Source organism: Ruegeria sp. ANG-S4, assembly GCF_000814005.1.
GTDB lineage: Bacteria > Pseudomonadota > Alphaproteobacteria > Rhodobacterales > Rhodobacteraceae > Ruegeria.
This window is the reverse complement of sequence record NZ_JWLK01000005.1, coordinates 484,329-508,118: the sequence shown is the minus strand read 5'-3', so window position 1 is coordinate 508,118 and position 23,790 is coordinate 484,329. Positions and strand designations below refer to the sequence as shown.

At 57.5% G+C, this 23,790-nt stretch carries 22 protein-coding genes; 10 read left to right on the top strand and 12 right to left on the bottom strand.

Going from position 1 to position 23,790, the window contains the following annotated elements:
* Nucleotides 1–48 precede the first annotated feature (48 nt).
* The 3 genes from RA28_RS15370 to RA28_RS15360 form a co-directional block, all read right to left on the bottom strand.
* Nucleotides 49–858 carry a glutamate racemase gene (locus RA28_RS15370; RefSeq protein ID WP_039530507.1) on the bottom strand — a complete coding sequence of 270 codons (810 nt, stop codon included), beginning with the start codon at nucleotides 856–858 and terminating at the stop codon, nucleotides 49–51.
* A gap of 8 nt (nucleotides 859–866) precedes the next feature.
* Nucleotides 867–1,745: a lysophospholipid acyltransferase family protein gene (locus tag RA28_RS15365; protein WP_039530505.1), complete on the bottom strand. Its 879-nt coding sequence runs from the start codon at nucleotides 1,743–1,745 to the stop codon at nucleotides 867–869.
* Between the two features lie 78 nt (nucleotides 1,746–1,823).
* Entirely contained in the window at nucleotides 1,824–5,243 is a 3,420-nt protein-coding gene (locus RA28_RS15360; RefSeq protein ID WP_039530502.1) for an indolepyruvate ferredoxin oxidoreductase family protein, read from the bottom strand.
* A gap of 169 nt (nucleotides 5,244–5,412) precedes the next feature.
* On the opposite strand from RA28_RS15360, the gene RA28_RS15355 reads away from it, so the two are divergent.
* The 6 genes from RA28_RS15355 (at nucleotide 5,413) to grxD (ending at nucleotide 12,159) form a co-directional block, all read left to right on the top strand.
* Nucleotides 5,413–6,321, top strand: coding sequence for a LysR family transcriptional regulator (locus tag RA28_RS15355; protein ID WP_039530500.1), 909 nt, complete (start codon nucleotides 5,413–5,415; stop codon nucleotides 6,319–6,321).
* A 266-nt stretch (nucleotides 6,322–6,587) separates the two neighbouring features.
* The gene (locus RA28_RS15350) at nucleotides 6,588–8,825 is read left to right on the top strand and encodes a mechanosensitive ion channel family protein (protein ID WP_039530498.1); all 2,238 of its coding nucleotides are present in this window, start codon (nucleotides 6,588–6,590) and stop codon (nucleotides 8,823–8,825) included.
* Nucleotides 8,826–9,003: 178 nt separating this feature from the next.
* Nucleotides 9,004–11,163: a phosphoribosylformylglycinamidine synthase subunit PurL gene (gene purL / locus RA28_RS15345; protein ID WP_039530496.1), complete on the top strand. Its 2,160-nt coding sequence runs from the start codon at nucleotides 9,004–9,006 to the stop codon at nucleotides 11,161–11,163.
* A gap of 144 nt (nucleotides 11,164–11,307) precedes the next feature.
* On the top strand, nucleotides 11,308–11,544 hold the full coding sequence (locus RA28_RS15340; protein WP_039530494.1) for a BolA/IbaG family iron-sulfur metabolism protein: 237 nt from the start codon (nucleotides 11,308–11,310) through the stop codon (nucleotides 11,542–11,544).
* An 83-nt stretch (nucleotides 11,545–11,627) separates the two neighbouring features.
* The gene (locus RA28_RS22840) at nucleotides 11,628–11,771 is read left to right on the top strand and encodes a hypothetical protein (RefSeq protein ID WP_193747412.1); all 144 of its coding nucleotides are present in this window, start codon (nucleotides 11,628–11,630) and stop codon (nucleotides 11,769–11,771) included.
* A gap of 25 nt (nucleotides 11,772–11,796) precedes the next feature.
* Nucleotides 11,797–12,159: a Grx4 family monothiol glutaredoxin gene (gene grxD, locus RA28_RS15335; RefSeq protein WP_039530492.1), complete on the top strand. Its 363-nt coding sequence runs from the start codon at nucleotides 11,797–11,799 to the stop codon at nucleotides 12,157–12,159.
* 5 nt (nucleotides 12,160–12,164) lie between these two features.
* On the opposite strand, the gene RA28_RS15330 is transcribed toward grxD, so the two are convergent.
* The 3 genes from RA28_RS15330 to RA28_RS15320 are packed head-to-tail and all read right to left on the bottom strand — an operon-like array spanning nucleotide 12,165 to nucleotide 13,758.
* Nucleotides 12,165–12,506, bottom strand: coding sequence for an MliC family protein (locus RA28_RS15330; protein ID WP_039530490.1), 342 nt, complete (start codon nucleotides 12,504–12,506; stop codon nucleotides 12,165–12,167).
* Between the two features lie 5 nt (nucleotides 12,507–12,511).
* Complete coding sequence (locus RA28_RS15325) at nucleotides 12,512–12,907, bottom strand: cell division protein ZapA (RefSeq protein ID WP_039530487.1); 396 nt, start codon at nucleotides 12,905–12,907, stop codon at nucleotides 12,512–12,514.
* Complete coding sequence (locus RA28_RS15320; RefSeq protein WP_039530485.1) at nucleotides 12,907–13,758, bottom strand: hypothetical protein; 852 nt, start codon at nucleotides 13,756–13,758, stop codon at nucleotides 12,907–12,909. The genes RA28_RS15325 and RA28_RS15320 overlap by 1 nt, the downstream gene beginning before the upstream one ends.
* Before the next feature lie 235 nt (nucleotides 13,759–13,993).
* Between RA28_RS15320 and tkt the strand changes: the two genes are divergently transcribed.
* Nucleotides 13,994–16,015, top strand: coding sequence for a transketolase (gene tkt, locus RA28_RS15315; protein WP_039530482.1), 2,022 nt, complete (start codon nucleotides 13,994–13,996; stop codon nucleotides 16,013–16,015).
* Nucleotides 16,016–16,123: 108 nt separating this feature from the next.
* On the opposite strand, the gene RA28_RS15310 is transcribed toward tkt, so the two are convergent.
* Together RA28_RS15310 and RA28_RS15305 are read right to left on the bottom strand one after the other, a co-directional pair.
* Nucleotides 16,124–16,342 carry a DUF6500 family protein gene (locus tag RA28_RS15310; protein WP_039530479.1) on the bottom strand — a complete coding sequence of 73 codons (219 nt, stop codon included), beginning with the start codon at nucleotides 16,340–16,342 and terminating at the stop codon, nucleotides 16,124–16,126.
* 93 nt (nucleotides 16,343–16,435) lie between these two features.
* Nucleotides 16,436–17,401 carry a DUF808 domain-containing protein gene (locus tag RA28_RS15305; RefSeq protein WP_039530477.1) on the bottom strand — a complete coding sequence of 322 codons (966 nt, stop codon included), beginning with the start codon at nucleotides 17,399–17,401 and terminating at the stop codon, nucleotides 16,436–16,438.
* Nucleotides 17,402–17,583: 182 nt separating this feature from the next.
* Here RA28_RS15305 and gap point away from each other — a divergent pair, with 182 nt between their 5' ends.
* Nucleotides 17,584–18,585, top strand: a complete 1,002-nt coding sequence (gene gap, locus RA28_RS15300) for a type I glyceraldehyde-3-phosphate dehydrogenase (protein ID WP_039530474.1) — start codon at nucleotides 17,584–17,586, stop codon at nucleotides 18,583–18,585.
* A 225-nt stretch (nucleotides 18,586–18,810) separates the two neighbouring features.
* Here gap and coaD read toward each other — a convergent pair whose 3' ends face one another.
* The 3 genes from coaD to RA28_RS15280 all read right to left on the bottom strand — a co-directional run bounded on the left by coaD (nucleotide 18,811) and on the right by RA28_RS15280 (nucleotide 20,790).
* On the bottom strand, nucleotides 18,811–19,302 hold the full coding sequence (coaD, locus tag RA28_RS15290; protein WP_039530469.1) for a pantetheine-phosphate adenylyltransferase: 492 nt from the start codon (nucleotides 19,300–19,302) through the stop codon (nucleotides 18,811–18,813).
* An 85-nt stretch (nucleotides 19,303–19,387) separates the two neighbouring features.
* Entirely contained in the window at nucleotides 19,388–19,825 is a 438-nt protein-coding gene (locus RA28_RS15285) for a CBS domain-containing protein (protein WP_039530467.1), read from the bottom strand.
* A gap of 62 nt (nucleotides 19,826–19,887) precedes the next feature.
* Nucleotides 19,888–20,790, bottom strand: a complete 903-nt coding sequence (locus tag RA28_RS15280; protein WP_039531687.1) for a LysR family transcriptional regulator — start codon at nucleotides 20,788–20,790, stop codon at nucleotides 19,888–19,890.
* Between the two features lie 103 nt (nucleotides 20,791–20,893).
* Here RA28_RS15280 and RA28_RS15275 point away from each other — a divergent pair, with 103 nt between their 5' ends.
* Nucleotides 20,894–22,393: a CoA-acylating methylmalonate-semialdehyde dehydrogenase gene (locus RA28_RS15275; protein WP_039530465.1), complete on the top strand. Its 1,500-nt coding sequence runs from the start codon at nucleotides 20,894–20,896 to the stop codon at nucleotides 22,391–22,393.
* 154 nt (nucleotides 22,394–22,547) lie between these two features.
* Nucleotides 22,548–23,180, top strand: a complete 633-nt coding sequence (locus RA28_RS15270; RefSeq protein ID WP_241481148.1) for a L,D-transpeptidase — start codon at nucleotides 22,548–22,550, stop codon at nucleotides 23,178–23,180.
* Between the two features lie 72 nt (nucleotides 23,181–23,252).
* On the opposite strand, the gene RA28_RS15265 is transcribed toward RA28_RS15270, so the two are convergent.
* Nucleotides 23,253–23,729 (bottom strand): fasciclin domain-containing protein, encoded by a 477-nt coding sequence (locus tag RA28_RS15265; RefSeq protein ID WP_039530463.1) that lies wholly within the window; start codon nucleotides 23,727–23,729, stop codon nucleotides 23,253–23,255.
* Nucleotides 23,730–23,790 lie beyond the last annotated feature (61 nt).

Sequence of the window (23,790 nt, the reverse complement as noted above, 5' to 3'; positions counted from 1 at the left end):
CGACGGTCTGTGAGTTATAGGAGTTTTCCACGCCGTCCTTGACCTGGATCAGGCGGCAGCAAAAGTGATTTGTCGTCGGAGGAATTGCGTCGCCCGATCACTGACCACGCCGGGCTTGCCGGTCGTCAGAAAACCGCTTTCGCCATCACCCTGCATGTTCGCATGTCGGGTCAGATAATCAGCAAGACTTTCGGCGACCAGGTCCCCCTGACTGTACACGGTGACCTGCGGGCCAAGCGCCTGCTGGAAGGTGTCCGCCATCAACGGGTAATGTGTACAGCCCAGAATGGCCGCCTGCGGGGCCGGCATCTTGCGCTTGAGCGCGTCGACATGGGACCGGACCAAAGCCTCGGCCAGGATCATGTCGCCATCCTCAATCGCGTCGACAACCCCGCCGCATGCCTGAGCCTCGACATCAACACCGATCGCCCGAAAGGCCAGCTCTCTCTGGAACGCCCGGCTGGACACCGTGGCAGGCGTTGCGAACAGCGCGACATGCTGCACTTCGACCTCACGCGGCGGCGAGTTGTCACCCCATTGCCGTTCGGTCAGCGCCTCGATCAGGGGGACAAAAACGCCGAGGACGCGCTTGCCTTCGGGTACACCCTCTTCCTGCATCCGGCGCAGAGCCGCTGCGCTGGCGGTGTTACAGGCCAGAATCACCAGATTGCACCCGCGCGCCCACAAGTCGTGCACTGCAGTGCGGGTGAGCTGATAGATATCTTCGGCGTTGCGAACACCGTAAGGTGCATGTGCGCTGTCGGCAAAATACAGGAAATCAACGTCCGGCAGACGTTTCTGCGCGGCGTTCAGGACAGTCAAGCCGCCCAAACCGGAATCAAAGATACCAACTGCCATTTGCCCCTTCAGGCGCGATGCCGTTCCTCAAATTCATAGCCGTAGTCATATGACTCCAACGGCTCTGGGGACAGCTCATACGTGGCTTTGCGCAGGAAATCCATCATCTTGCGCGAGTCTTTGGCCAGCGGGTCCAGAACGTCACGACCGATCGGCTCACCCACCACGACCCGAACAGGGGTATCGACGCGTTTTTTGAACTCTTTGATCAGCAAACCCATGCGAAGCGTATTGTGCAAATGGCTTGCCACCTGGAACAAGCGCGACGTGTGTCCGTCAAAGAAAACGGGCACGACGGTCGCGTTTGACTTTGCCACCATTCGTGCCGTGAACCCGCGCCAACCGGGATCCATCGGGTGTGAAAACGGTTTCACACCGGTGCTGACAGTTCCGCCCGGGAAAATGCCTATGGCACCGCCTTCTCCGAGGTATTTCAGCGATGTTTTGCGGGTTTCCAGATTCAGCTTCATCGCCTCTTTCGTCTCGTCGAACGAGATCGGCAGGATAATCTCGTTGAGGTCCTCAGCCTTGCGGAAAACGCGATGCGCCAGAATGCGGAAATCATCCCTGGTCTGCGACAGTATATGTCCCATCATCAGCCCGTCCAAGATCCCGTATGGGTGATTGGCAATCAGAATCAGTGGACCATCCTTCGGTATGTTCGACAGGGTGCCATCGACCACATCCAAAGACAGGCCGTACCGCTCGACCATGACACTCCAAAAGTCCCGACCGTTGGCCACATCGCGTTCGTAACCATCCGCGCGCTTGATCAGGCGCAGACGCCCGGTCGTGTTCTCCATCAGCTTGATGACCATCCGTCCGCCTTTTGTCTCGGCGGAATAGGCATAAGAAATGTCACGTGCGACGTGGCGGCGCGAGGGCATCAGTATCTCCGGTTGACTGCCTGTACTTTAAACGTAGGTAACAATTTTGCCCAGAAAACATGACAAGGTCGTGACGCTTCACTCCGCCGCAGCCCGGATGTCGGGGCCTCCGTCGCGTATGACCGCCAGCAGTTCCTCGCGCCGCTTTGCAGCCTTGGCTTCGTTCGCCTTGAGGACCGGCCCGAAACCGCGAATGTCCAGAGGCAGCCGCGCCAGCGCGGCGACAGCGTCCCTTGTTTCGGCGCTCACTTTCGGCAGAACTTCATTCATATCCTTTTCGTACTGCTTGATCAGCGCCCGCTCCATCTTGCGCTCGGCCGTGTAGCCAAAAATATCGAGCGGTGTTCCGCGCAGCGATTTCAAACGGGCCAAAAGCCTGAACAGCCCCAAGAACCGTTCGCTGAACGCGCGTTTTGGCGGGCGCCCGTTCGTTTCCTTGCCGCCAATGGCAGGCGGCGCAAGATGAAACGTCATTTTAAAGTCGCTATCGAACTCGGCCGCGGCTTTGTCGCGCGTCTGAAGCAATAGCCGGGCAACCTCGTATTCATCCTTATAGGACAACAGCTTATGATAGCCTTTCGCAACGGCTTCGCGAACTTCTTCATCCTCAATTGCGTCGACCAGTTTGCGATAGCGTTTGGCCAGACCCTTTCCCTGATACGCAACCAGATGGTCGGCACGGAACGCGATGATCTGATCCAGCGTCTTCGGCAGTTCGGTCACGTTTTGACCCAAGATTCCGTCGACCGCTTCGGGATGCAGAACGGCCCAGCGACCCACTTCAAAAGCGCGTTTGTTGCGTTCAACGGCAGTGCCGTTCAGTCCGATGGCCTGCTGAATGGCAGAATGGCGAATGGGAATTAGTCCTCTTTGCCACGCCGCACCAAAGACCATCATGTTGGAGTAGATTGAATCCCCCATGACTGCCCGCGCCAGGGCACTGGCATCAAACAGGTCCAGACGGTTCTTGAGACGCGCCTGCAAGGCCAGCTCAAGCTGATCGCCGGGGATGCGAAACTCGGTATCCCGGGTAAAGTCACCGGTTACGATTTCATGATTGTTCACGACCGCCCCGGTCTGGCCTGTCTGTGTCAGACCAAGTGTTTTGGCACCCGCCGACACCACAAGGTCGCCGCCAATCAGCGCATGCGCCTCGCCGGTGGCAACACGAATGGCACTGATATCTTCGGGCGCGTTGGCCAGACGGCAGTGGATATGCACCGCGCCGCCCTTCTGGGCGAGCCCGGCCATCTCCATCATCCCAGCGCCTTTTCCGTCAACCTGTGCGGCCTGTGCAAGAACCGCACCTATCGTGACCACGCCCGTTCCTCCGACACCGGTGATCACCACGTTATGCGTTCCGTTGATCTCTGGCAGGTCCGGGTCCGGCAGGTCGGGCAGGTCGACCTCGGTCGTGGCCTCTTTCCGGATTTGTGCACCTTCCAGGGTGACAAAAGACGGACAAAACCCGTTGAGGCAGGAAAAATCCTTGTTGCAACTGGATTGATCAATGGCCCGCTTGCGGCCCAGTTCGGTTTCCTTGGGAACGATCGACACGCAATTCGATTGCACACCGCAATCGCCGCAACCTTCGCAGATATCCGGGTTAATATAAACGCGCTTGTCTGGATCAGGGAACGTGCCCCGCTTGCGCCGCCTGCGTTTCTCGGCAGCACAGGTCTGAACGTAAACGATGACTGAAACGCCTTTGATTTCCCTGAACTTTTCCTGCACCGAATTCAACTCTGCCCGCTCGTGTGTTTCGACACCGGCCGGCAGCGCTTTTAGGTTCACATCTTCTTTTTCGTCATAGACAAGCGCGACTTTCTGAACGCCCATCGCCTTGACCTCGTCCACGATCCGTTCTGCGGTCAGGTCGCCGTCGTTGTCCTGCCCGCCGGTCATTGCGACAGCATCATTGAACAGGATTTTGAAGGTCATATTGGTTCCGGCTGCCAAAGCCGCCCGGATGGCCTGCACGCCCGAGTGATTGTAGGTTCCGTCACCAAGGTTCTGAAACACATGCTCGGTGGTCGAAAACGGAGCTTCGCCGATCCAGTTCGCCCCTTCACCACCCATTTGCGTGAAACCAGTGGTCTCGCGGTCCATCCACTGAACCATGTAGTGGCAACCGATACCGGCATAGGCTCGGCTGCCTTCCGGCAGCTTGGTCGAACTGTTGTGCGGGCAACCCGAGCAGAAATAGGGCAGTCGGGCTGCAATTTCCTGCGCGTTGTCCGCCCGTCGCGCTTCGGTCAAGGCTTCCAGACCGGCCCGAACGCCATCGGTGTCGCGTCCTTCTTCGATCAGGATACCGCCCAGCTTTTCGGCAATCATGATCGGGTCGAGCGCACCACGGGTTGGGAACAGTTCTTCGCGATGCAGCGTTCCCGCGCCGCCCTTGTACCAGCCATACACGCGCCGTCCGCGGCGATCGTCAAAAATAGCTTCTTTGACTTGAACTTCGATCAGCTTGCGCTTTTCCTCGACGATCACGATCAGATCCAGACCCTCGGCCCAATCGTGGAACCCTTTCATATCCAAAGGAAAGGTCTGGCCGACTTTGTAGGTGGTAATACCCAGACGCTCGGCCTCATCTGTATCAATGTTCAGCAGTGACATCGCATGAACCAGATCCAGCCAGTTTTTACCGGCGGCGACTATACCGATCTTGGCCCCGGGCTTGCCCCATACCCTTTTGTCCAGCTTGTTGGCGTGCGAAAACGTTTCTGCGGCAAATCGTTTGTAGTCGATCACACGCGCTTCCTGCAGGTGCGGCGTATCGCCAAGGCGGATGTTCAAGCCACCCTCGGGCATATCGAACTCTGGCGTCACCACGTTCATGCGATCTATGGACCCATCTACAACGGACGTAACCTCGATCGTGTCCTTCATGGTCTTCAGGCCGACCCAAACACCCGCGAACCGGCTAAGCGCGAAGCCGTAGACGCCATAGTCCAGAATTTCTTGCACACCGGCAGGGCTGACCACGGGCATGTACATATCAACCAGCGACCACTCGGACTGGTGCAGGACGGTCGAGCTTTCGCCGGTGTGGTCGTCGCCCATTGCCATCAGCACGCCGCCATGTTTGGCCGTGCCCGCCATGTTGGCATGGCGCATGACATCACCCGAGCGATCAACGCCCGGGCCCTTGCCGTACCACAGGCCGAAAACGCCATCATACTTGCCGTCACCCCGCAGCCCGGCTTGCTGACTGCCCCAAAGCGCCGTCGCTGCAAGATCTTCGTTCAATCCGAACTGAAAGGTGACGTCGCTTTCTGTCAGTTGCTTTTGAGCGCGTGTCATCTGTTGATCGACGGCGCCAAGCGGCGATCCGCGATAACCCGTCACCAAACCTGCCGTATTCAACCCCGCGTTTTTGTCGCGCGCCTTCTGCATCAGCATCAAACGCACAAGCGCTTGGGTGCCGTTCATCAAGACGGGGCTTTTAGACAGATCGAACCTGTCATTCAGGGATACTTTTGGCTGACTCATCTGACGTCTCCCCTCGTCGGATTAGTGTGCTTCATTATCATGCATTTTAGGTCACAATTGCTGACCTGTATAGCATTTTTCCCCTTTGCTGTAACGATTTCCGGGTTTGATTATGGAATTTGCCACGTCTTTCATATAGGGCTGCAAACGGATAACGAAAGTTGCGTTGATGGATTGGGACAAACTCAGAATATTTCACGCCGTCGCGGATGCGGGCAGCCTGACACACGCAGGAGACAAGCTCAATTTGTCTCAATCTGCCGTGAGCCGCCAGATCCGCGCACTGGAAGAATCACTGGATGCGACCTTGTTCCATCGCCATGCCCGCGGCCTGATTCTGACCGAGCAGGGCGAATTGCTGTTCGATGCGACCAAGGCGATGACCAAGCGACTGGACGCAACAGCCGCGCGGATTCGCGACAGCGAGGATGAGGTTTTTGGCGTTCTGCGTGTGACCACGACCTTCGGTTTCGGAACACTGTGGTTGGCCCCTCGCCTTCCCAAGCTTTATGAAAAGTACCCCGATATAAATGTCGACCTGATGCTGGAAGAACGCGTTCTGGACTTGCCGATGCGCGAGGCAGACGTCGCCATTCGGATGAAGGAACCCAGCCAGGCCGACCTTGTGCGCAAACGCCTGATGACGGTTCAGATGCAATTGTTTGCCACCCGCGCCTATCTGGACGAGCGTGGCGGACCGCCGGAAACGCTTGAGGATATCGCAAATCACAGGCTCATTTGCCAAACCCCGTCTGCCGCGCAGGTCTCGGCCAGCGCAGCGATGGTCCGGCAACTGATGACGTACAACCCCGGTTCTCTGATGACGGTGAACAACTATTTCGGCGTACTTCAGGGTGTCCTGCACGATCTGGGGATCGGCGTGCTTCCAAACTATGTGACCGAGGATTTCCCCGATCTTGTACAGGTGCCGACCGATATCAGCGGCGCGGATGTTCCCGTCTATCTCGCCTACCCCGAGGAACTGCGCCATTCCAAGCGTATTGCCGCCTTCCGGGACTTTGTTCAGGACGAGATCATCGTGCATCGCAAGCAGTTGAGGCAATTGGGAAAACTCTAGCTATGCGCCTGCAGCATAGCAGGCATGTATCAATCTTAGAGAAAATCCCTTGATCGTTCACAGTGTGATCCCTAAATGAGCAATCGAAGGCGGTGATGCTGAAACGCTCATCATCTTCATACCTCCCTGTTGGACTATGGCCGAGCTTAGTGCTCGGCCTTTTTTTTGGTTTTTTGCCATTTCCAACACATCGCGCTGTCAAAATCAGCCAACTGCTCCTATGATGCGGAAAAAACGACCAAAATTTTGCATTCGAGGGCAAATCAATGTTCCACCCACTCCGCCTTATTCTGGCGCTGGCTTCGGTGATTTTTCTTGCATTTCCGGTTTACGCGCAGGACAGCACCACGACAGCTCCGGTTTCCATTCCAGAAGATCTGACGCCGGAACAGGTTGACGATCTCGTTGCGCGCATGTCGGACGATCAGGTTCGCTCGATACTGCTGGAACGGTTGGATGCCGTCGCAGAAAAAAATGCGGCAGAGGCGGAAGAACGCGAAGATCCGATCACGGAAATCAATGAAATCTGGGCCGAGATGGTCGCGTCGTGGACGCAAGTCATCATGACCGTTCCAAACATTTTCCATGCGCAGGTTGATGCCGTAAGCAACTTTACGTCAACCTTCGGAACGGCCGGCGCCTTCGCCTTGATGGGCTTGATCCTTAGCGTTTTGGTCGTTGGTTTCATTGCGGAAAAGGCGTTCGAGTTCCTGACACGGCGGTGGCACGTGCTGAACGAGGCTGACAACGATGGCGATCTTTGGGGCGCTGTTCGTTATCTTTTTGCCCGCTTTTGCCGTGAAATAGCCGGTCTGGTGGTCTTCTACGTGGTCATTCGCGCCGTTGGCCGAGGGCTTTTGACACCGGAACAGATTACATACGCCGCGCCCTTCGTTTTCTATCTGATCTGGATACCGCGTGTTGGCGCGGCCGCGTCGCGTTTTGTACTGGCGCCCAAAAAGCCGCATTACCGCTTGGTCAATATTGACGATCATTGGGCCAAGTACCTGCATCGCAACCTGATCGGCTTGCTGATCCTGATTGGCTTCACGCTGTTCCTGCTGCATTTCAACCGGCTGAACGGCATCACAAGCGGTGAGACGCGCATTGGCTTCTGGCTGAATGCGGGTATCCACATCTACATTGCTCTGATCGCCTGGAAGGCGCGCGAAGGCCTGTCGCAGATGATGCTGGGCACCGACCCCGATCATACAAAGTTCGACGAAGAGGTGGCGCACTATTACCCCTATTTCGCCATTGGCGTGTCGGCGGTGATCTGGCTGCTTGTCGAATTTCTGGTGGCGCAGCGCCATCCCTCGACCCTAGCATTGCTGGTACAAGGCGCTCACTTCGCGACGATGTTCTGGTTGTTGATCGCACCAGCGCTGGACACTTTGATCCGTGGATTGGTGCGCCACCTTCAGCCTCCGATGATGGGCGAAGGTCCGGTGGCCGAACGGGCCTATAAGTCGACAAAACGCAGCTACATTCGGATTGGCCGCGTTCTGGCCGGTATTCTTGTCATCCTGATGATCGCCCGGGCCTGGGACCTCGATCTGCAAGAAATCGCGGGCGGTGGCGACGAATCCGGCAGCAAGCTGATCCAGTTCTTCATCATCATCGCTGTGGGATACATCCTGAACGAGGTTGTTTCGCTTTGGATCAACCGCCGTTTGGCCAAGGAACAAACCGCGGATCAAAGCCCGGACGAAGAAGCTGGCGAAGGCGGTGGATCCGGCGGGTCTCGTCTGGCCACCGTTCTGCCGCTGCTGCGGGTGACCGCTCAGGTCACAATCGCCGTGATCTTCGGGTTGCTGGCGCTTGGTGCTTTGGGCATCAATATCACGCCACTGCTTGCCGGTGCCGGTGTCTTGGGTTTGGCCATCGGTTTTGGTGCGCAGAAACTGGTATCGGACATTGTGGGTGGTATTTTCTTCCTGATCGACGATGCCTTTCGCGTCGGAGAATATGTCGACGTAGGCGGGACAACGGGCACGGTCGAAAAGATCTCGATCCGGTCAATGCAGCTGCGCCACCATCGCGGGCCGGTCCATACCATTCCCTATGGCGAGATTCAGAAGCTGACCAACTACAGCCGCGACTGGGTCATCATGAAGCTCAAGTTCACTGTGCCGTTCGACACTGACCCCAACAAGGTCAAAAAGATCTTCAAAAAGATCGGCGCCGAGATGATGGAGGACGAAACCCACAAGGATGGGTTCCTGCAGCCCTTCAAGTCACAGGGCGTGTTCGATTTTGATGATGTCGGCATGATTATCCGTGGCAAGTTCATGGCCAAACCCGGCAAGCAGTTCACCCTTCGGAAGGAAATCTTCAACAGGGTCAAAGCTGCGTTCAAGGAAAACGGCATCGACTTTGCGCGCCGCGAAGTGCGCGTCGCGATCCCGGGGCTGGAGGAAGCTGAAAACATGTCAGAGGAGCAGAAGGCAGCCATTGGCGCCGCTGCGGCTGACGCGTCAAACAAGGCTCAGAATCCGGCATAACGCTGTTGCCGCGCGCGCGGTACACCGCTTCGACCGGGATACCGTAAACGGAACCTGCCATCTCGTGGGTTCCGTTTTTCTTTGCCATAACCGACCTGTGCGGACTTGACCCTTTCAACTGGCGGCCCCTTGCCCTAAAAGGCGCGCAATCTCGGCCCACTTGGACACAGGACAGACGATGCAAGAGCCCGCCATCACACCCGATCTGATTGCCGCACATGGGCTCAAGCCCGAGGAATACGACATGATCCTCGAGATCATCGGGCGCAAACCCACATTTACAGAGTTGGGTATCTTCTCGGCCATGTGGAACGAACACTGCTCGTACAAGTCGTCCAAGAAATGGCTCCGCACGCTGCCAACGTCTGGCCCGCAGGTCATTTGCGGTCCCGGCGAAAACGCAGGCGTTGTCGACATCGGGGATGGCCAGGCCGTGGTGTTCAAGATGGAAAGCCACAACCACCCGTCCTACATCGAACCTTATCAGGGTGCCGCGACCGGTGTCGGAGGTATCCTGCGGGATGTCTTCACAATGGGCGCGCGACCGATTGCGTCGATGAACGCCCTGTCCTTCGGTGAGCCGGGACATCACAAAACCCGCCAGTTGGTCAACGGCGTTGTCGAGGGTATTGGCGGCTATGGCAACTGCTTTGGCGTGCCCTGCGTTGGTGGGGAAGTACGGTTTCACCCGGCCTATAACGGCAACTGTCTCGTGAATGCCTTTGCCGCCGGTTTGGCCGACAGTGACAAGATCTTTTACTCAGCCGCTTCGGGCGTCGGGATGCCGGTTGTCTATCTTGGCGCCAAGACGGGGCGTGACGGTGTAGGTGGCGCAACAATGGCCTCGGCCGAATTTGACGACACCATCGAAGAAAAACGCCCCACGGTGCAGGTCGGCGATCCATTTACCGAAAAGCGCCTGATGGAAGCGACGCTGGAGCTGATGCAAACAGGCGCTGTGATTTCTATTCAGGATATGGGCGCGGCGGGCCTGACCTGCTCGGCCGTGGAAATGGGCGACAAGGGCGGCCTTGGCGTGCGTCTTGACCTGGAAAACGTGCCCCAGCGCGAAGAGAATATGACGGCCTATGAAATGATGCTGTCTGAATCTCAGGAACGCATGCTGATGGTTCTCAAGCCCGAACTTGAGGCCGAAGCCCGCGCCGTGTTCGAAAAATGGGACCTCGATTTTGCTATTGTTGGTGAAACGATCGCCGAAGACCGCTTTTTGATCATGCATAACGGCGAGGTCAAAGCCGATCTGGTCCTGTCGAAACTCTCCTCGACGGCGCCCGAATATGACCGGGCATGGGAACCAACACCCGAAGCGACCCCACTTGAGGAAGTACCCCAGATCGACCCTATCGACGGGTTGCGGGCCCTTCTGGCGTCGCCCAACTATGCGGGCAAGCAATGGGTCTATGAACAATATGACACGATGGTCATGGCCGACACTGCCCGTACTCCGGGACTGGGCGCAGGAATGATCCGTGTTCACGGAACAGACAAAGCCTTGGCCTTCACCAGCGACGTCACCCCGCGTTATGTCCGCGCCAACCCGGTCGAAGGCGGCAAGCAAGCTGTGGCCGAAGCATACCGCAACCTGACCGCCGTTGGGGCCACGCCCCTTGCGACAACCGACAACCTGAATTTCGGCAACCCGGAAAAGCCCGAAATCATGGGCCAGTTCGTCGGTGCGATCCAGGGCATTGGGGCCGCGGTGGCAGCGTTGGATATGCCAATCGTTTCCGGCAACGTATCACTTTACAATGAAACCGATGGACAGGCGATCCTGCCGACTCCCACCATCGGCGCGGTTGGGTTGCTGGCGCACACGGATGATGTCATCGGCAACGAAGTGCGCGAGGGACATGTGGCGCTGCTTATCGGCGAAACGAAGGGCCACCTTGGCCAATCCGCCCTGCTGGCAGAAGTGTTCAACCGTGAAGACGGCGATGCCCCGCAGGTTGATCTGGATGCCGAACGGCGCAATGGCGATTTCATCCGCACGAACCGGGATATGATCAAGGCCTGCACCGATCTTGGCGACGGTGGTCTTGCCCTGGCTGCGTTCGAGCTGGCCGAAGCAGCGGGCGTCGGGCTGCACCTGGACGACGCCGCGACCGAGTTTCTGTTTGGCGAAGATCAGGCGCGGTATCTGGTTGCTTGCAACTTTGATCAGGCCGAGGCGCTTATGATCACTGCCGGTCAGGCTGGCGTGCCGCTGGTCTCGGTCGGTCGATTTACAGGCGACGCGGTCAGGATTGGCAATTCAGAGGCACCGCTTGCCGAACTGTCCGAGACATTCCGGACCAGCTTTGCCGAAGCCGTCGCCTGACGCTGTCGCATTCCGGCAGGGCACAAGGCGGCTAACGAAGCAGACGACATAGGGCGCAGGTTTTCCAATCCCTGCGCCGCTACGTCTTGCGCCCCCCTGCCCGGCGCTCTAAGTCTTGGGAAAGACCTATTGGAGTAAACCTACATGCCGATGAGCGCCCACGAGATTGAAACCCTGCTGCGCGAGAGCTTTCCCAACGCGGAAATTCAGGTTGGCGGCAGCGATGGCGTTCACATGTCCGCCATGGTCGTGGATGAGAGCTTTCGCGGAAAAAACCGGGTGCAACAACAACGCGCTGTGTATGCGGCCTTGAAAGGCAAGATGGATGGGCCAGATGGGGAACTGCATGCGCTGGCTTTAACCACCAAAGTGCCGGAGTAAAATGGAGCTTGGACCTGGCATCGTCGTTGGTATCGCGGCCGTTATTATTTTGACGGCACTATTGGCACGAAGCCGATCCAGAAATGACCCCCATTCCAAACGAGGAACCCGCCCAGGATTGGGATATCGCACTATTTTCACAATTTATGACTCAGGCGGGTCTGGCGGTGGACATTCCACGCAATACCGCGTCCCGAATGATCCTCAAGACTATGCCAAAGCGATGATGCCGAAGAGCAAAGGAAACGCGAAATGACTGACGTGAAAACCCAGATCGACGAGACCGTCAAAGCCAATGACGTTGTGCTTTACATGAAAGGCACCAAAGAGATGCCGCAATGCGGATTCTCCTCGCGCGTCGCTGGTGTGCTGAATTACATGGGCGTCGACTATACCGACGTGAACGTATTGGCAGACGAAGACGTGCGCCAAGGCATCAAGGACTATTCGGACTGGCCGACCGTGCCGCAGCTTTACGTCAAAGGCGAATTTGTCGGCGGTTGCGACATCATCACGGAAATGACCCTGTCTGGCGAACTGGACACTTTGTTTGATGAAAATGGTGTCGGCTACGACAAAGATGCGGCCGACAAAATCCGCGAAGCAAACGCCTGATTTACCTATTTGCTGGTGCAGTTCCCGTATACAAGCTGTTCGGGGGCTGTGCTGGCGGAACCTTGATAGGAAATCGACGCATCCCAGCCTTTTGAACGCAAGGTATAGATGCCCTCGCCACCTTCCGACACGTACCGGATGCCCGATCCGCTTTCCGCTTGCCGCATTGCGATAAGCTGTCCGTCGATCAACATTGCCGCCGCGCCCGAGCCGTCAGATGCATTGAAATAGGATACCGGGACTGGAGTGTTATTCTCGCAGGTAAACGTCACAGACAGGATGTCGATTTCCGCAAAAGCTGCTGAGCCAAAGGCGAAAAAGGCCGCGCTGCATAGAAACCTGTGCATGCCGCTTAACCCCTTGCTTTTTCTTCAATGACCGCAGCCACGGCTTCGGCCCGGGCAGCCATTTCCGCCAAGGTATCGGTCACCGACGGCGGCACGACTGCGACCTCAACACGTTCCGGCTCGGGCAGCGGTGCGCTGCGCAATCGGTTCAGTTCCGCTTCGACTTCGGCCACCCGGGCCTCGGCCGCTTGCATGCGCTCTTCCTGACCAGCAGTTTTGTCCGCCAGCATCAGACCCGCCATCAGCAGCATCCGCGATTCGGGCATCCGGCCCATCTGGTCCGACAAAACCTGCGCCTCATCATCCAGCAACTTGGCCGCAGCCTGTAGAAACTCTTCTTCGCCATCGCGGCAGGAAACGTCAAAACCGCGACCGCCGATGTTGATTGTTACCTCGGGCATTACTCTACCTCTCCTTCCGCCAGGTTGGCTTGGGTCAGCAACGGTTCCAGCCGGGCAAGCACCGCTCGGGCCTCGGCTGCGTCTGTGGCCTGCGCGGCGCGGGTCGCCTCAAGCTCGGCAACCGTGGCGCGGTTCAAAAGCGCGGCGTCCGGCATTCCGTCTTCGGCTGCGGCACGCAACTCATCAACCGCATGGCGCAGCTCTTCGTTTGCTTTGCGCATTCTCTGCAAATCGTCGTCCAGTCGCGACATCGCCGCGCCATGGCTGGTGCGTTCGGCCCGCAACATCTCCAACTCGGCGTTCAGATCGCCCAAACGCTCGCTATCGACCATTTCGGCGCGAAGTTTGACAAGTTCTTCTTCCAGCGTCCCTGCCCGGGTTGCGATAGGCGTAAGTCGTTCAATCTCCAACCGGAGCGACGCCGTTTCTTCCGAATTGCTCGAAGCCTCACGCAGGCTTTCAATCTCGGCCTTCAGTTCATCTACTTCGCTGCTGTTTTCAAGCGCGGCTTTCGCCTCGGCCAGATCGGCACGGGCAGCTTCAACAGTGGCAAGCCGGGCTGTCGCCTCGGCCAATTGTGCGCGCAGTTGATCGGTTTCGTTGCCGGGCGCCGGCTGGCCGCGCAGTGTCTCAAGATCCGCGCGCATCGCGTCGACTTCCTGATCGTGGCGCTCCTTCAGCGCTTTCAGACGTTCTTCCAGCTGAGCGTTCGCCAGACGCTCTTCTTCCAAGGCGACCCGCAAGCCTTCTTCGCCGTCCGGTCGTGCCGCATTTCCCAGCAGTTCAACGCCGGTCCCGATCCGTTCCATCGCCGCCATGATACGGCGTTGCAATTCCTCGATTTGGCTCATGCCCCTGTCACCTCTTAACCAAGGTTCGTTCTGTTGCCCGCCTGACCGAATCACGGGCGGCGGTTCTGAGGTCTAGTCTAACGGAATGTGGCGGAAAATACCCACTGTTTGCTTTCAAGGGCTTGGGCCACGCTCTTGAAGCGGTCCTGAGCCGTCACACCGGGTTCCGCTTGCACTTTGAGGGGTGGATGGTATTGAGCCCGCAATCTGCTTGTAATCCAAAGGAACAACGCCCGTGGACCTGACTGCGCTGCGCAATGCAAACCCCGAACACTGGGACAAGGCTGCGGCCATCCGCACCCTCACCCTTGACGCTGTCGCCGCTGCCAATTCCGGCCATTCCGGCATGCCGATGGGTATGGCGGACGTCGCAACCGTGCTGTTCGAAAAGCACCTGAAGTTCGACGCGACCGCGCCGAATTGGCCGGACCGCGATCGGTTCATCCTGTCTGCAGGTCATGGGTCGATGCTGGTCTATTCGTTGCTCTACCTGACAGGCCACGCTGACGTGACTCTGGATGAAATCAAGAATTTCCGACAGTTGGGCTCCAAGACAGCCGGCCACCCGGAAAACTTTCTTGTCGACGGGATCGAAACAACCACCGGACCTCTGGGACAAGGCATCTCCAACGCGGTAGGCTTTGCCATGGCCGAGGAAATCCAGCGCGCGCATTACGGCAAGAAGGTTGTTGATCACTACACTTACGTCATCGCGGGCGACGGTTGCCTGATGGAGGGCGTCAGTCAAGAAGCCCTTACCCTCGCGGGCCGTCATGAGCTGGGTAAGCTGATCGTGTTCTGGGACAACAACAACATCACAATCGACGGCCCCGTGGACATTGCAGACCGCACCGATCAGGTGAAACGGTTTGCCGCTTCGGGCTGGCAGGTTATCGAGATTGACGGGCACGACCCTCAGGCCATCGACGCCGCGATCACAAAGGCGAAATCCTCGAAAAAACCGACGATGATTGCCTGCGACAGCCACATTGCGCTGGGACACGCGGCTCAGGACACAGCCAAGGGCCACGGCGCGTTGACCGATCTGGATCAGTTGCAGGCTGCCAAAGACGGTTATGGTTGGCCGCACGAATCGTTCGAAATTCCCGCCAATGTCAAATCTGCGTGGGAGGCCATCGGTGCCCGCGGCGCGGCCGAGCGGGCCGCATGGGAAGAACGCTTCTCTCAGCTGTCCGAGCGCAAACAGGCCGAGTTCAACCGTGCCTACGCGTTTGAGGCGCCCAAGAAACTGGCCGGTGCCATCCGCGCATTCAAAAAGCAGATCGCCGAGGATCAGCCGAAACTCGCGACACGCGCCTCGTCCGAAAAAGTCCTGAACGTCGTGAACCCGATCATGACCGAAACCGTTGGTGGCTCGGCCGACCTGACCGGATCGAACAATACCAAATCGGCCGATATGGGCGTCTTCCTGCCGGAAAACCGCAAGGGTCGCTACATCCACTACGGTATCCGCGAACATGGCATGGCGGCAGCGATGAACGGTATGGCGCTGCATGGCGGCATCCGCCCTTATGGCGGCACGTTCATGGCGTTCACTGACTATGCCCGCCCGTCGATGCGACTGGCAGCGCTGATGAAGATCCCATCGGTTTTCGTGATGACCCATGACTCGATCGGTCTGGGCGAGGACGGCCCGACCCACCAGCCGGTCGAGCATCTGGCGATCTCGCGCGCAACACCGAACACCTATGTGTTCCGCCCCGCCGACACTGTTGAAACCGCCGAGGCCTGGGAACTGGCGCTGACCTTCAAGGACAGCCCCTCGGTTCTGTCTTTGACCCGTCAAGGCGTGCCAACTGTGCGAACACAGCACAAAACCAAGAACCTTGTCGCCCAAGGCGCTTACGTTCTTGCCGAAGCCGAAGGCAAACGTCAGGCGATCCTTATCGCCACCGGTTCCGAGGTGTCTCTGGCGATGGAGGCCAAGGCGATGCTGGAAGCGGACGGGATCGGCACCCGCGTCGTCTCGATGCCGTGCATGGAACTCTTTGCGCAACAAGACGAAGCTTACCGCAAGCGTGTTCTGCCGGGCGGCCCCGTGCGCGTGGGTATCGAAGCTGCTGTACGCGCCGGCGGATGGGACCGTTGGCTGCTGGGCGAGCGCGGCCGCGAAGCCAAGGCCGGGTTCATCGGCATGTCCAGCTTTGGCGCCTCGGCCCCCGCGGGTGAGCTGTACAAGCATTTTGGCATTACGGCCGAGGCAGCGGCAGCTAAGGTCAAGGAACTTTTGGGCTGATCCAGGCTAATGATGTGGTAGCAGAAAGGGCGCTCTGGCGAGCGCCCTTTGTTGTGTCATAGGGTGTTTAGGCTTGGATGTCTGCTCTGCGGACGAAGCTGCTGTTACTCAAACGCCAGAGTCGATCATGTCTCGAATTTTTACGGCCTTCTCGAAATGATCAAGCTCGTGAGTTTTGATCCACCATTCCGCCGCTTCCATAAGCAGCTCCGGGTCGTCATTCTTGTTGGCAAAAAATGCATAAAACGAAAGGCCTACCGTCTCACCCTTCTTCGCAATCTTCTCATTGCAGACTGCAATTGCTTTTGTTCTTAGCGTTCGTCGCACTGTAATTTCATCCCTTTCGCCTCAATTTCAGTCACCGGAACATAGTGCGAACATTGAACTTCTGCAATACTCTGGGCATGGTAAGTTTGGCCTCTAAGCAGACTTCCCCGAAAAGGCTCCAACAATCGGCCCGATGACTTTTGTGGCAATCGGGATCAAGGCCAATCCCCAGATCAGACCAAAGATCCCATCCATCGTAGCCTTCGCGATCCATTCCACCGCTCCGACCCACTGCTCCGAAACGGAGTGACCTATCGCATAGGCCCAATCGTGGCTGTGGTGGCCCAGCCAGCCAAAGCCCAACACCTCCATCCCGTGGATCACGATTGATCCGCCGACCCAGAGCATTGCAGCCGTGCCGACAATAGACAGGGTCTTCATAACAGTCGGCATCGCGCGAACCAAACCTCGGCCCAAACCGCGACCGACGGGTGTTGGTGCGTTTCGCGCCAAGTAAAGCCCGACATCATCCATCTTCACGATCAGAGCAACAGAGCCGTAAACGGCGACGGTCACGCCAATCCCGACCACGGCCAAGGTTGCGGCCTGCATCCACAGATTGGGTGCCTCGATCGCGGCAAGAGCAATTGTCATGATTTCAGCAGACAGGATGAAATCGGTTTTGATTGCGCCTTTGACTTTCTGCTCTTCCAAATGGCCCGGGTCGCGGACCGACATGTCCTTGTTGATTTCAGTACTGCCATGCGGGAACAGGACGTGAAAAATCTTCTCCGCCCCTTCGAAACACAGATACGACCCGCCGATCATCAGCAGCGGCGTAATCAGCCAGGGTGCAAAATTCGCCAGCAGCAGCGCGACCGGAAGCAAAAGGATTATCTTGTTGAAAATCGACCCGCGTGCGATGCGCCAGATGATCGGCAATTCGCGGGCCGGTGCGAAACCCTGCACGTATTTCGGCGTAACTGCGGCATCGTCGATGATCACACCTGCCGTTTTGGCCCCTGCCTTGCCGGCCGCCGCCATCACATCGTCTACCGATGCCGCCGCAACTTTGGCAATCCCTGCAACGTCGTCCAACAGGGCCAACAAACCGCTCATTGTGTGTCCTTTCACAGCACGGGCTTCATCACGGACCCTACCTTATCCGACGGCTAGCGCAAGCGTTAGCGCAATCGGCCCAGGTTTGCGCTAACACCTTCAAAATATGCCATTTTTGCCCTTTTGAGATTCTCAATTCGCGGCTATATGGCCGGGAAAGCAAGCGCATTTGGAGACGTCCCATGACCATCAAGGTCGGTATCAATGGTTTTGGCCGCATTGGCCGCTGTACCCTGTCGCATATCGCGGCTTCTGCCCGGAACGACATCGAAGTGATCAAGGTCAACGCAACCGGCCCATTGGAAACCTCGGCGCACCTATTGAAGTATGACAGCATCCACGGACGCTTTCCCCGCGATGTCATGATCAACGGCAACACCATGGATTTGGGCCGTGGTCCGATGGAGATGTTTTCGACCTATGACATGAACGAGCTGGATTGGGATGGCTGCGACGTTGTTCTGGAATGCACCGGCAAATTCAATGACGGGCTGAAGGCCAAAACACACCTTGAGCGCGGCGCAGAACGGGTTCTGCTGTCCGCACCGGGCAAGAATGTCGACAAGACCATTGTGTTCGGCGTCAACCACAACAGCCTGAATACCGACGACAGAATGGTATCCAACGGGTCCTGCACCACGAACTGCCTTGCCCCGCTTGCCAAGGTTTTGGACGAAGGCATCGGCATCGAGCATGGTATCATGACCACGATCCACGCCTATACCGGCGATCAACCGACGCTTGACCGTCGCCATGGCGACCTGTACCGCGCCCGGGCTGCCGCGATGTCGATGATCCCGACCTCGACCGGTGCTGCAAAAGCATTGGGTGAGGTGCTGCCGAACCTCAAAGGTCGTCTGGACGGGTCCGCCATTCGCGTCCCGACGCCAAATGTTTCAGCTGTTGACCTGACCTTCCGCGCGTCGCGCGATGTTACGGTCGAAGAGGTGAACGCAATCGTTGAAGACGCCGCAAAGGGCCCGATGCAACGCGTTCTCGGGTATGAGCCTGCGCCGCTTGTTTCAACCGACTTCAATCATACCGAGGAAAGCTCGATCTTCGCCCCCGATCAAACGCGGGTGGTGGACAACCGCATGGTCCGTGTACTGGCCTGGTACGACAACGAATGGGGATTCTCGGTGCGTATGGCGGATGTCGCTGTTGCGATGGGACGCCTTAACTGAGTTCTCCAACGCCGCTTGAACCATGTCGCCCGCTCAGGTTATCTGGGCGGGCATTTTCGTTCAGGCCAGCCCATGACAAATCAAATCGCCATATGGCTCGGTGTGCTCATTTTAGGAGGCGTAATGCTGGACGTGGCATTGGTCGGAACCGAGCATTTGCTGTTCCTGGGCAAGAAACTTTACGACTTTCTTGATTGGCTTGCGTTCTGGCGGTGATTGCCGACGCTAACCAACGCGTGCGCGCAAAGCCTCATTAACGCGGGGCGTGACGAACTTTGATACGTCTCCATCCAGGCGCGCGATTTCCTTAACCAGTTTCGATGCAATCGCCTGATGCCGTGCTTCGGCCATCAGGAACACGGTTTCGATCGAGTTATCCAACGCGCGGTTCATGCCAACCATCTGAAATTCATATTCGAAATCCGCAACCGCCCGCAGCCCACGCACAATGATCTGGGCCCCGACATCACGTGCGCAATCGATCAACAGGTTCTCAAAAGGATGTGCGACAATCATTGTGCCAGTCTGGTCGGTCAAGTGCGCACATTCTGCTTCGATCATGGCCACACGCTCTTCCAGCGAAAACATCGGGCCCTTGTCGCGGTTGATTGCGACGCCGATCACCAGCTTGTCCACCAATGCCGCGGCGCGGCGAATGATGTCGATATGGCCCAGCGTTATGGGATCAAATGTTCCGGGATATAATCCAACGCGCATCAGGTACTCCGGCGCAACAAAATTTCTGCGCAAGCAAACATAACTTTGCCGCTGGTGCAAGGGGCAGATCGGCCCCTTTGGGCACTCAGTGGCCCATAATCATGCCTTCCAGCGCGTCTTTTTCCATTGCCAGTTCGGTCAACTGCGCCTTGACTACGTCGCCCAAGGTCACGATGCCGACAAGCTGCCCATCTTCCAGCACCGGCATGTGGCGGAAACGCCCCTCGGTCATTCGTGAGAGAATATCCTGCACCGTGTCTTGGCGCGTCGCTGTGACCAGATCACATGTCATGTAGGTGCTGACCGGTTTCGTCAGACACCCGCTGCCACTTGCGGCAAGTTCGCGGACAATATCACGCTCGGACAAAATCCCGGCAGCGGTCCGCCCGCCGTCTTCCGACACGATGACTGTACCCATGCGCTTTTCGGCAAGGATCTTCGCAGCTTCGGAAACAGTGGCTGTCGGCTCAACCGTCACCACCCCGTCTGTGGCTTTGGACTTGAGAATGGCTTGAACGAGCATACAAAAAAACCTCCGAAAATAACGTACTGTTTTCCAAAGCGTTGCCGGAATGCCCGAACCTGTCAAGGTGAAGCTTGCGCCTCCAGCCGCGCGACCTCTTCGCGCAAACCGTGGGTCAAAGCCTGTGCAAAGCGGTTCAGACGCTCGTTTCGCTGGTCACCCTGGTGGCGCACCAGATGGAAACTGCGGCTCAGACTGACCTGATCTGTCAATATTTTCTTGAGGTTTGGGTGAAACGGCAGCGTAAAGTCATGCGCCACACAAACGCCCGTACCAAAACTGACCTGGCGCAACTGCACCGAGACCGAGTTTGATGCCAAAGCGACACGGTCTATGCCGATATCGACCAGATAATCCAATTCCCGGTCAAAAATCATGTCCGGGATGTATCCGATCATCCGGTGCGATTTTAAGTCCGAGACGGTTCGGATCTTCTCCCGTGATGTCAGGTAATCCTCGGCTGCTACAAGGTGCAGCTTGTAGTCGCAGATTTTCTGAACCACGACCTTCCCCGCGGTCGGAACACTCACAGTCACAGCCATATCGGCCTCGCGCCTTGACAGATTGATCACACGCGGCAGCGCCAGAATCTGAATGTCGAGGTCCGGATTGGCGTCGCTGATCTTGGCGCAGACTTGCGGCAGCAGGTAATTTGCGCTGCCATCCGGCGCGCCAATGCGTATTTGGCCGCTCAACGTTTTTGAGGATCCGGCCATTGCCCCAGCAGCCGCGCGCATTGCCTCTTCGGCCTGCATCCCGTGATCCAACAGTCTTTCGCCGACAGAGGTCAGAACATACCCCTGCTGCGACTTCGTAAAAAGCGTCGCCGTCAGTGCGGCTTCAAGCCTTGCTATTCTGCGGCCAACTGTTGCCGGGTCCAGCCTCAGGGAACGGCCGGCTGCAGACAGGCTTTGCTCACGCGCAACGGCAAGAAATACGCGCATGTCATCCCAGTTAGGTGTCACGTTTCGACCTTTGCATTTTTGCAAAACACCTTTGGGAAGATGCCTCTGTTCAAGCCATTTTTGCAAGTCTATTCTGCGCGCAAATCCACCGGAGGAGTTTTCGATGAACGATCTGACCCATTTCCTGAACGGCGCAATGGTGGCGGGCACGTCCGGCCGTTTTGATGATGTCTACAACCCGGCAACGGGCGAGGTGCAATATAAATGTCCGATGGCCAGCGCGGACGAAACCACCGCGGCCATCGAACAAGCCGCAGCCGCGCAGGTCGAATGGGGCGCAACAAACCCGCAAAAACGCGCGCGCGTGATGATGAAGATGGTCGCATTGATGAACCGCGACATGGACAAGCTGGCCGAGGTTCTGTCCCGCGAGCATGGCAAAACCATTCCTGACGCAAAAGGCGATCTGCAGCGCGGGCTCGAGGTGATTGAATACTGCATCGGCGCGCCGCAAATGCTGAAAGGCGAATACACCGACAGCGCCGGTCCCGGTATCGATATGTATTCGATGCGCCAACCTTTGGGTGTCGTCGGATCGATCATGCCTTTCAACTTCCCCGCAATGATGCCGCTTTGGCACGTTGGTCCCGCTTTGGCCTGCGGCAACGCCGTCGTTCTGAAACCGTCCGAGCGTGATCCATCCGTCCCGCTGATGCTGGCCGAATTGTTTGTCGAGGCCGGATTGCCCGCGGGAGTATTTCAGGTTGTAAATGGCGACAAAGAGGCCGTCGACACGATCCTCGACAGCGAAATCATTCAGGGTGTCAGCTTTGTCGGCTCGACCCCCATCGCGCAGTATATCTATAGCCGGGCAACCGCAAACGGTAAGCGGGCACAGTGTTTTGGCGGTGCAAAGAACCACATGATCGTTATGCCGGACGCAGATTTGGATCAGGCGGCAGATGCGCTCGTCGGTGCTGGCTTTGGCGCCGCGGGCGAACGCTGCATGGCTGTTTCTGTCGCTGTTCCGGTTGGCGAAGAGACTGCAGATGCGCTGGTCGAAAAGCTTATCCCGCGTGTCGAGAAACTGAAAGTCGGCCCGTACACTGCGGGCGACGATGTCGACATGGGGCCGGTTGTGACGGGCGCTGCGAAGCAACGCATTCTCGGCCTCATTAACTCTGGCGTGGAACAGGGGGCCAAGCTGGTCGTCGACAATCGCGACTTCTCGATGCAAGGCTACGAAAACGGCTTTTTTGTTGGCCCGCACCTGTTCGATCATGTCACCCCTGATATGGACATCTACCGGCAGGAAATCTTTGGCCCGGTTCTGTCGACAGTGCGCGCCGGTTCCTATGAAGAGGCGTTGAAACTGGCGATGGATCATGAATACGGCAATGGCACTGCCATCTTCACCCGCGACGGCGATACAGCGCGTGACTTTGCCAGCCGCGTCAACATCGGAATGGTCGGCATAAACGTCCCGATCCCAGTTCCACTGGCCTATCACACATTTGGTGGCTGGAAGAAATCCATGTTCGGCGATTTGAACCAGCACGGTCCGGACAGTTTCAAGTTCTATACGCGTACCAAAACGGTGACCGCGCGTTGGCCATCCGGAATCAAGGAAGGCGGCGAGTTCAACTTCAAAGCGATGGACTGATCAAAGCCGCAATTTTCGCGAAAACCCGGCCCTTTTTGGGGCCGGGTTTTTGCATGCAGGGGCGACCGAGATGCCAACATCGCTCAATCACGAGAAATTCAGCCCCAGCCCCCTAGAAAAACAAGGCGCAGATCAATATTTTGCCGCCAACCAAATGTTTCGAGCAGATCCACCTTCGGAGGCAGCCTTGTCCAATTCTCGCATGACCCGCCGCTCTGCCCTGTTGGGCGTGACGTCCTTGTTGGCGACCCCTGCCCTTGTCCGGGCACAAAGCGTCGACGCGTTCCCCCAGGACGAAGAGGCAATCAGCACGCAACTTCCAGTGCGCCGCAACGTGTCTTCGTTTTCTCAACAGAGCTGGCAGGATCACTTTGATCAAATCGGCGCCGGGTGCCTGTTGGCCGACATAACCAGCCGGGCCGTACACTATTGGGGTCCCGACGGGACTTACAAATTGTACCCAAGTTCTGTTCCGATGAGCGAAGAGCTGACCAAACGCGGCTATACCCAAGTTGTCCGCAAAGCAGAAAACCCAAGCTGGACCCCGACCGCGTCAATGCGTGAGCGTGACCCGTCACTTCCGGTTCGGATGGAAGGCGGCGATCCCGGCAACCCGCTGGGCACACGCGCCATGTATCTGGCCTGGCCTGCGTATCTGGTCCATGGCACCCATGATACCCGCAAAATCGGCCGCCAAAGCTCATCCGGGTGCATTGGTTTGTACAATCAGCACGTGGAAGAATTGTACCCGCTGGTCAAAGTCGGCACACAGGTGCGTCTGGTCTGACTGCCACGGCAACCAATACAAAAGCCCCGGCCAAAAGGACCGGGGCTTTCTCGTCAGGGGGTCTTATTTGTCTTATTCGGGCAGGATCACTGCATCAACGACGTGAATGACGCCGTTGCTTGCTTCGATATCGGCCTGAACCACTTTCGCATCGTTGACCTTGACGCCATTTCTTGCGTTCACGCTCAGGCGGTCGCCTTGAACGGTCAGAACCTTGGCGCGCTTGCCAGCAATGTCACCGGACATCACTTTGGCCGGAACCACGTGGTAGGTCAGGATCGAGACAAGCTGGTCCTTGTTTTCAGGCTGCAGCAGGGACTCCACGGTGCCTTCGGGCAGTGCCGCAAAAGCCTCATCCGTTGGCGCGAAGACGGTAAACGGGCCGTCGCCCTTAAGCGTGTCTACCAGACCAGCCGCCTGAACAGCAGCGACCAGCGTATTGAACGAACCTGCCGAAACGGCGGTATCAACAATATCAGCGGCCTCTGCCTTGAGTGGCATTGCAAATGCCAGTGCGGCGGCGGCGCCCATGAAAGTGCGGCGAAACATGGATAACTTCTCCTCTCCGATTGGTTATGGAAAGGGGTACGGCAGCACTGCGACGGCGGAT

What these genes read in the sequence shown, in the direction of transcription:
- RA28_RS15370 (WP_039530507.1), bottom strand. Translation starts at nt 858, where the DNA reads ATGGCAGTTGGTATCTTTGATTCCGGTTTGGGCGGCTTGACTGTCCTG.
- RA28_RS15365 (WP_039530505.1), bottom strand. Translation starts at nt 1,745, where the DNA reads ATGCCCTCGCGCCGCCACGTCGCACGTGACATTTCTTATGCCTATTCC.
- RA28_RS15360 (WP_039530502.1), bottom strand. Translation starts at nt 5,243, where the DNA reads ATGAGTCAGCCAAAAGTATCCCTGAATGACAGGTTCGATCTGTCTAAA.
- RA28_RS15355 (WP_039530500.1), top strand. Translation starts at nt 5,413, where the DNA reads ATGGATTGGGACAAACTCAGAATATTTCACGCCGTCGCGGATGCGGGC.
- RA28_RS15350 (WP_039530498.1), top strand. Translation starts at nt 6,588, where the DNA reads ATGTTCCACCCACTCCGCCTTATTCTGGCGCTGGCTTCGGTGATTTTT.
- purL (WP_039530496.1), top strand. Translation starts at nt 9,004, where the DNA reads ATGCAAGAGCCCGCCATCACACCCGATCTGATTGCCGCACATGGGCTC.
- RA28_RS15340 (WP_039530494.1), top strand. Translation starts at nt 11,308, where the DNA reads ATGCCGATGAGCGCCCACGAGATTGAAACCCTGCTGCGCGAGAGCTTT.
- RA28_RS22840 (WP_193747412.1), top strand. Translation starts at nt 11,628, where the DNA reads ATGACCCCCATTCCAAACGAGGAACCCGCCCAGGATTGGGATATCGCA.
- grxD (WP_039530492.1), top strand. Translation starts at nt 11,797, where the DNA reads ATGACTGACGTGAAAACCCAGATCGACGAGACCGTCAAAGCCAATGAC.
- RA28_RS15330 (WP_039530490.1), bottom strand. Translation starts at nt 12,506, where the DNA reads ATGCACAGGTTTCTATGCAGCGCGGCCTTTTTCGCCTTTGGCTCAGCA.
- RA28_RS15325 (WP_039530487.1), bottom strand. Translation starts at nt 12,907, where the DNA reads ATGCCCGAGGTAACAATCAACATCGGCGGTCGCGGTTTTGACGTTTCC.
- RA28_RS15320 (WP_039530485.1), bottom strand. Translation starts at nt 13,758, where the DNA reads ATGAGCCAAATCGAGGAATTGCAACGCCGTATCATGGCGGCGATGGAA.
- RA28_RS15305 (WP_039530477.1), bottom strand. Translation starts at nt 17,401, where the DNA reads ATGAGCGGTTTGTTGGCCCTGTTGGACGACGTTGCAGGGATTGCCAAA.
- gap (WP_039530474.1), top strand. Translation starts at nt 17,584, where the DNA reads ATGACCATCAAGGTCGGTATCAATGGTTTTGGCCGCATTGGCCGCTGT.
- coaD (WP_039530469.1), bottom strand. Translation starts at nt 19,302, where the DNA reads ATGCGCGTTGGATTATATCCCGGAACATTTGATCCCATAACGCTGGGC.
- RA28_RS15285 (WP_039530467.1), bottom strand. Translation starts at nt 19,825, where the DNA reads ATGCTCGTTCAAGCCATTCTCAAGTCCAAAGCCACAGACGGGGTGGTG.
- RA28_RS15275 (WP_039530465.1), top strand. Translation starts at nt 20,894, where the DNA reads ATGAACGATCTGACCCATTTCCTGAACGGCGCAATGGTGGCGGGCACG.
- RA28_RS15270 (WP_241481148.1), top strand. Translation starts at nt 22,548, where the DNA reads ATGTTTCGAGCAGATCCACCTTCGGAGGCAGCCTTGTCCAATTCTCGC.
- RA28_RS15265 (WP_039530463.1), bottom strand. Translation starts at nt 23,729, where the DNA reads ATGTTTCGCCGCACTTTCATGGGCGCCGCCGCCGCACTGGCATTTGCA.